Raw genomic sequence first — 6506 nt, 5'->3', positions numbered from 1 at the left:
CGCCTATCACGACCGCGATAATGATCTGCAAAATTTGAATAAAGCGAGGCATAGCGCTCTCCTGACGTTTTTAAATTAATCATTCATTATATAGACAAAAAGTGCAGCATACGCTGCACTTATGTCAAATGTTTGCTAGTAGAATCAGCATTTTGTCACAGTCTTCTGCTGAGTCGTTACTTTTCCATTTCAGCAATTTTGACTTTCCATGTGTCCGGGCCCACCTGGTGCGCGTTCACGCCCGATGAATCGACCGCAACGGTCACTGGCATATCTTCGACTTCGAATTCATAAATGGCTTCCATGCCCAGATCTTCAAACGCCACCACGCGTGCTTTCTTGATTGCTTTCGAGACCAGGTACGCGGCGCCGCCAACCGCCATCAGATACACCGCTTTATGGTTTTTGATCGATTCAACCGTCGCAGGGCCCCGTTCCGCCTTACCAATCATCCCCATAATGCCGGTTTTCTCGAGCATCATGTCGGTAAACTTATCCATACGAGTCGACGTCGTTGGGCCAGCAGGGCCGACCGCTTCATCACCTACAGCATCAACCGGACCAACGTAGTAAATGAATTTGCCTTTGAAATCCACGCCCTCAGGCAAGCCTTCGCCGTTGTCGAGCATGGTTTGGATGCGTTTGTGCGCCGCATCACGACCCGTCAGGATCTTACCAGACAACAGCAGCGTTTCGCCGGTCTTCCATTGCTGGGCGTCTTCAGCCGTGACCGTATCCAGGTTAACACGACGTGTGTTCGCCCCCGCTTCCCAAGTGATTTGTGGCCACTCTTCCAACTTTGGTGGTTGCAGATCCGCCGGGCCGCTGCCATCAAGCGTAAAGTGTACGTGACGCGTCGCTGCACAGTTGGGGATCAAACATACTGGTTTCGACGCTGCATGCGTCGGCGCAGTTTTGATTTTCACATCCACCACAGTCGTCAGACCGCCCAAACCTTGCGCCCCGATGCCCAACTTGTTGACTCGGTTAAAGATATCCAAACGAAGCTCTTCTTCCGCATTTTGTGGGCCGCGTTCGATCAGTTCCTGAATATCGATGTGTTCCATCAAAGACTCTTTGGCCAGCACCGCGGCTTTTTCTGCTGTGCCACCAATACCAATACCCAGCATACCCGGTGGACACCAGCCCGCTCCCATAGTCGGCAGTGTTTTTTCTACCCATTCGGCAATGTCATCGGATGGGTTTAACATCACCATCTTGGTTTTATTTTCAGAGCCGCCGCCTTTCGCCGCGATCTGAATTTCTACTTTATTACCCGGCACCATGTTGATGTGCACAACCGCAGGTGTGTTGTCTTTGGTGTTGATGCGTTTACCAGCCGGATCCATCAGTACCGAGGCACGCAGCGGGTTATCCGGATTGGTGTAGGCCTGACGTACGCCTTCATCAACCATCTGCTGGACTGTCATGTCCGTCGAGTCCCACTGAACCCCCATGCCGATGTTGACGAAACAGGTCACAATACCCGTGTCCTGACAAATCGGTCGGTGGCCTTCTGCCGACATGCGGGAGTTGATCAGTATCTGCGCGATGGCGTCTTTGGCCGCCTGGCTTTCTTCACGGTGATAGGCTTTTTCAAGGGCTTGAACAAAGTCGAGAGGGTGATAGTAGGAAATATACTGAAGTGCATCAGCGACACTGCTGATCACATCTTGCTTGCGAATTACCGTCATTGCATGCCTCATTATAATTATGCTTCCATTGTCGCCACTGACTTGTCATTTGGACGGACAGAAGCGCCAATCGGCGTGTGACTGCAACAAAACGACTGAAGTAGCGGCGTTAGATTCGGATATGATACTCTTGCTTTCCTCAACACGCCACGCAGTGATCGAACTCTTTGTCACAAATTAAACAAATGAATAACAACGACCTGAATCCCATTCAAACAAAAGCGGTCAGTTATGATACTGAGCTTGCTAAGCAACTGTTTTGCAACATCGAACATCAGCCTTGGGCGATGTTATTGCGTTCCGCATCCGAGTCGCATATTGACAGTCGATTCGATATTCTGGTGGCCTGTCCGGTGGCGACCCTGACCACCCGTCAACAACAGACCGAAATTCAGACGCCTTCCGAATCTTACCTCTCCAAAGCGGATCCTTTTGCCTTAATTCAGCAGTTGCAGCAACAGTGGCTCCCGGAGGTGACCTGCGATTTGGATCTCCCGTTTGTGGGGGGCGCTCTGGGTTATTTTGCTTACGATTTGGGCCGTCGCGTTGAGGTGATGCCAGAGTTGGCGGCGCGTGATCTCCACACTCCTGATATGGCGGTAGGCCTGTATGATTGGGCATTGATCGTTGATCATCAGCAACACTCCGCCTATGTCGTCGGTAACCAGGTAGAGCAGCGCTGGCAATGGCTGTGCTCTCAGCAGGCGAAAACGACTGACGCTTTCACCCTGACGTCCGGCTGGGCCTCCAATATGAGCAAAGCCGACTACACGAACAAATTCAACCAGGTGCAAGATTACCTGTTGTCCGGTGACTGCTACCAGATCAATCTCGCTCAGCGTTTTTCCGCCCGGTATCACGGTAGCGAATGGCAAGCCTACGACAAGCTAGAGCGTTTCAATCTGGCGCCATTTTCCGCCTTTATTCGTACCGAAAGCGGCGCCATACTCAGTGTCTCTCCCGAACGTTTTTTGCAAGTCAATCAACGTATGATTGAGACCAAACCCATTAAAGGTACTCGTCCGCGCTCGGAAGATCCACAAACCGATGCGGCCAGCGCCAGAGAACTGGCCGAAACTGAAAAGGATCAGGCTGAAAACCTGATGATCGTTGACCTGCTGCGTAATGACCTTGGCCGCGTAGCCAAGCCCGGCAGTGTGCATGTGCCCAAGTTATTTGATATTGAAAGCTTTCCGGCGGTGCATCACCTGGTCAGCACTATTCGAGCTGAGCTGGATCCGGCATATTCACCGACGGATTTGCTGCGCGCCAGTTTTCCTGGCGGTTCCATTACCGGTGCACCAAAAATCCGCGCGATGGAAATCATTGAAGAGCTGGAACCTCACCGCCGCAGCGCCTACTGCGGCAGCATCGGCTATATCAGTCGCCATGGTCGGATGGACACCAGCATCACTATACGCACTTTGGTAGCGGAACAAGGCCAACTGTTTGCCTGGGCCGGCGGTGGCGTGGTGGCTGACAGTCAGTGCGACGCCGAATATCAGGAAACACTGGATAAACTGAGCCGTATTCTGCCTGTATTAGCCAGGCACTGAGCGCGCTAGCGCACCCACTTACGTATCATCTTCTCCAGGTCTGCGGCCGTGTAGGGTTTCGTCAGAATATCGTTCATGCCGCAGACGATGCACCGTTTCCGCTCTTCCAGCGTAGTTCCGGCCGTAATCGCTATGATCGGCATTCCATAACCCAAACTGCGCAGTCGCTCTGTCGCCTCAAAACCGTCCATTTCAGGCATCCGACAATCCATAAAGATCAAATCGTAGCGATTGCCTTCCACCGCCTGAAGCGCTTCCAGTCCGGTGAAGCTGGTGTCGGGCGTGATGCCGAACTTTTTCAGCATCTCCTGCACGATGATCTGATTCATACGGATGTCATCAACCACTAACACTTTCAGCTCTGACAAGGGTTTCAAGCGCTCGTTGAGTTGACCTGATTTGTTGTTGCGCTTGACTGGCTTGCTCCCCCGGCGCAGCGGCAGCAACACCCGAAACGTCGAGCCGACATTTTCGACACTTTGGCAGTCCAGTTGCCCCTTCATCAGCGAGACCAGATTGTGACAGATCGCCAGCCCTAGTCCTGAGCCCTCATAATGACGTTTGGTCGAACGGTCAGCCTGCACGAAGGGATCAAACAAGGTTGCCAGTGCCGAAGACGGAATGCCGCCTCCCGTGTCCTGAACCTGAAATTCCAATCCGTCATCGGTGTAGCTCACGACCAGCTTGACCATGCCAGTATGAGTAAACTTGATCGCATTGCCGATCAAGTTGACCAGAATCTGGCTGATACGCTCTTGATCGCCCATCAGATACTGTGGAATGACGGTACGTTGTTCAATCACAAACTGAATCGCTTTCTCGGTCGCCTTGGGTGTGAAGATCCCCAGCATGATCCTTTCCAGATCGTGCCAGTCAAACGGCGCCACAATCAGCGCCATCACTCCGGCACTGATTTTACTGAAATCGAGCAGATCATTGATGATGACCCGGAGCAGCTCGCCAGAGTGCACCAAATTGCTCAAAAACTGCTGTTGATGACTATCCAGAGACGTACTCGCCAACAGTTCAGCGTTGCCCAATAGACCATTTAAGGGTGTTCTAAGTTCGTGATTGATCATCGCAACGAATTCTTTTGTCGCTCGCTCGGAGGCTTCCGCACGCTGGCGAGCGTCTATGGTTTCTTCCGCTCTGATTTGCCGGGTCAGTGCGCTTGCCAATAAATCTCTGACCAGCAGCATCTGCTCTTCAATGTATTCCCACTCGACCATGCCATGCTCAACTTCAAGCAACAACGCGCCAACGGATTCGCCATCAACAAGCAAGGGCAGACTCAGAAAGTTGTCATGCCAGCACACCAAATGGAAATGATGAATTTCCCACTGCGGCATTGAATCCCCGAACCATGACGAACGAATGCTGTTCAATAGCCCCGAGTTGAGCGATAACCCGGCTCTCAATATAACGGAAGCATGCCTGAGTCGATCCAGTAGTCGGTTGAGCAGGCGATCATCAAGAGTATGGGAGAGAAAAGCACTGCCAAACTGGATTAAGGCCTGATCAACCTGATGGTTAAACTCCAGCTTAGAAATGTCGTGTTCCGATTTCAGTTCAAGGTGCGTCAGCGCAACGCTGAGTTTCTGATTGAGTCGGTAAAGTTCCAGACTTTTTTGCTCAAGCAGTTGTTCCGCTTCCTGACGGGCGGCTTTTTCTCGGATGAGTTTACGCTGTAACGCCGAATCTTCAGACATGGTTTTAAACCAAAGTCAGAGCAAAACGCACATGGCTGGGAGCGGATTGCGGTGTCATGACAATATCGACACGCTCTCCAAAATGGGCAGCGCACCCTTTGATCAACCCGAAACACACGTGAGCCAGGCAACGGGCGCTGCGATAGTCGAATTCCATATAGCTTTGCGACTCACTGATAAACTCAAATCTGGGTGGTTTCGCATCCGGGTACAGTTTCTTCACTTCCAGATGAATGTATTCTTCGACATGACGGATAAAAGCGAAACAAGAGGAAAAGTGCGGAGTGCTGACATTGGAAGGCAGGCTCAGATACAGGTTGTCGAACGCCGCCCGGCCAAAAAGCTGTTGCAGTTGTTCAGCGGAAACACCGGTCACTTGACTGAGATTCTGAATCAGCCTGACCAACTCCCGGTGATCGTAACTGCCAACAGAGGTATATGCACCCGGGTTGGCTGACATGCGGAGGACGGTGTCCAGAACCTCTAACCCAAACTTCTCTTCGACTAAATCCATGAACTCAGTAAAAATAATGCCTTTCATCTTTATGAGCTACCTTTATTATTAGCTAGGTAAAGCATGATCGAGAACTTCGGCTTTTTCAAATAATTAGCCACGGCTTTATGGTGTTCATTCATATTATGCACCGCGTAGCAAATCATGATTTTCAGACAGGAGAGCCAGTGAAACTGACCAGAAGCACATTAATGCGGAATTTCCAATTGCAACGCCCTGCCCGTTATCACGCAGAAGCGCTGCGCAGAACCGAACACCTGCGTTCAGAACACCTGCGCGAAGCGGCCGTGCTCATCGGCTTCATTGAACGTGATTCCGGCCTCAATGTTCTGTTTACCCGTCGGGCGATGCATTTGCATCACCACCCGGGGCAAGTCAGCTTTCCTGGCGGGAAAAAAGAAACGGATGATTTGTCGGTGTATCACACAGCAATACGCGAAACCTTTGAAGAAACAGGCATTCGTCCTGATCAAATTGAAATATTCGGCCATCTGCCTGAACTGGCGACCATCAGCCGTTTTGCTGTCACCCCGGTACTGGCGTTTATTGATCAGGATTATCAGTTGACGATCGATAAAAACGAAGTGGATGAAGCATTCGAAGTCCCCGCGGATTATGTGCTCAGCAAAACCAATTTATTTACCCAAACGTTTCAGATTAAAGACACGGCTCATCGTATATTTGCTATTCCATATCAGCATCACTTTATATGGGGCATGACCGCGCAAATCATTCAGGCCATGCAAAAACAGATCGCTTAGGAAATGAATATTCAACAGATCTCATTTGCTATGGTTCAGATTAGTTTTTCTCACCCCTCAAAAAGAAAATCGGTTGCGATCACACTCATCAGAATAAATTATCAACCAGATTAGTTTTTCTAATTCCAATCATTAGCAATAATCATGTGTGGCACGATATTTTCGTGATAAAACGCCGGTTTTTGACATATCATTCAATAAGCGCGGGCGATACATGATTTAGATCTATTTTTGGTGCAACAAAATCTTGCAAAATTGCGCCCGACTTATTT

The 6506-nt window shown here is 50.4% G+C and carries 5 protein-coding genes; 2 read left to right on the top strand and 3 right to left on the bottom strand.

The window, feature by feature from the left end:
- Nucleotides 1-176: 176 nt before the first annotated feature.
- Nucleotides 177-1694, bottom strand: coding sequence for a fumarate hydratase (locus CAG65_RS15125; protein WP_021703609.1), 1518 nt, complete (start codon nucleotides 1692-1694; stop codon nucleotides 177-179).
- A 167-nt stretch (nucleotides 1695-1861) separates the two neighbouring features.
- On the opposite strand from CAG65_RS15125, the gene pabB reads away from it, so the two are divergent.
- Nucleotides 1862-3250, top strand: a complete 1389-nt coding sequence (gene pabB / locus CAG65_RS15120; RefSeq protein ID WP_161454176.1) for an aminodeoxychorismate synthase component 1 — start codon at nucleotides 1862-1864, stop codon at nucleotides 3248-3250.
- 5 nt (nucleotides 3251-3255) lie between these two features.
- Here the strand turns inward: pabB and CAG65_RS15115 are convergent, their stop codons facing one another.
- Together CAG65_RS15115 and CAG65_RS15110 are read right to left on the bottom strand one after the other, a co-directional pair.
- On the bottom strand, nucleotides 3256-4959 hold the full coding sequence (locus CAG65_RS15115; protein WP_161454175.1) for an ATP-binding protein: 1704 nt from the start codon (nucleotides 4957-4959) through the stop codon (nucleotides 3256-3258).
- Between the two features lie 4 nt (nucleotides 4960-4963).
- Nucleotides 4964-5500: a heme NO-binding domain-containing protein gene (locus CAG65_RS15110; protein ID WP_161447845.1), complete on the bottom strand. Its 537-nt coding sequence runs from the start codon at nucleotides 5498-5500 to the stop codon at nucleotides 4964-4966.
- Nucleotides 5501-5664: 164 nt separating this feature from the next.
- Here CAG65_RS15110 and CAG65_RS15105 point away from each other — a divergent pair, with 164 nt between their 5' ends.
- Nucleotides 5665-6234, top strand: coding sequence for a CoA pyrophosphatase (locus CAG65_RS15105; protein ID WP_237668829.1), 570 nt, complete (start codon nucleotides 5665-5667; stop codon nucleotides 6232-6234).
- Nucleotides 6235-6506 lie beyond the last annotated feature (272 nt).

Source organism: Vibrio sp. V39_P1S14PM300, assembly GCF_009904765.1.
In the GTDB taxonomy this organism is placed as follows: Bacteria; Pseudomonadota; Gammaproteobacteria; order Enterobacterales; family Vibrionaceae; genus Vibrio; species Vibrio proteolyticus.
Note: the sequence above shows the minus strand (reverse complement) of the source record. Positions and strands in the feature narration are given on the sequence as shown.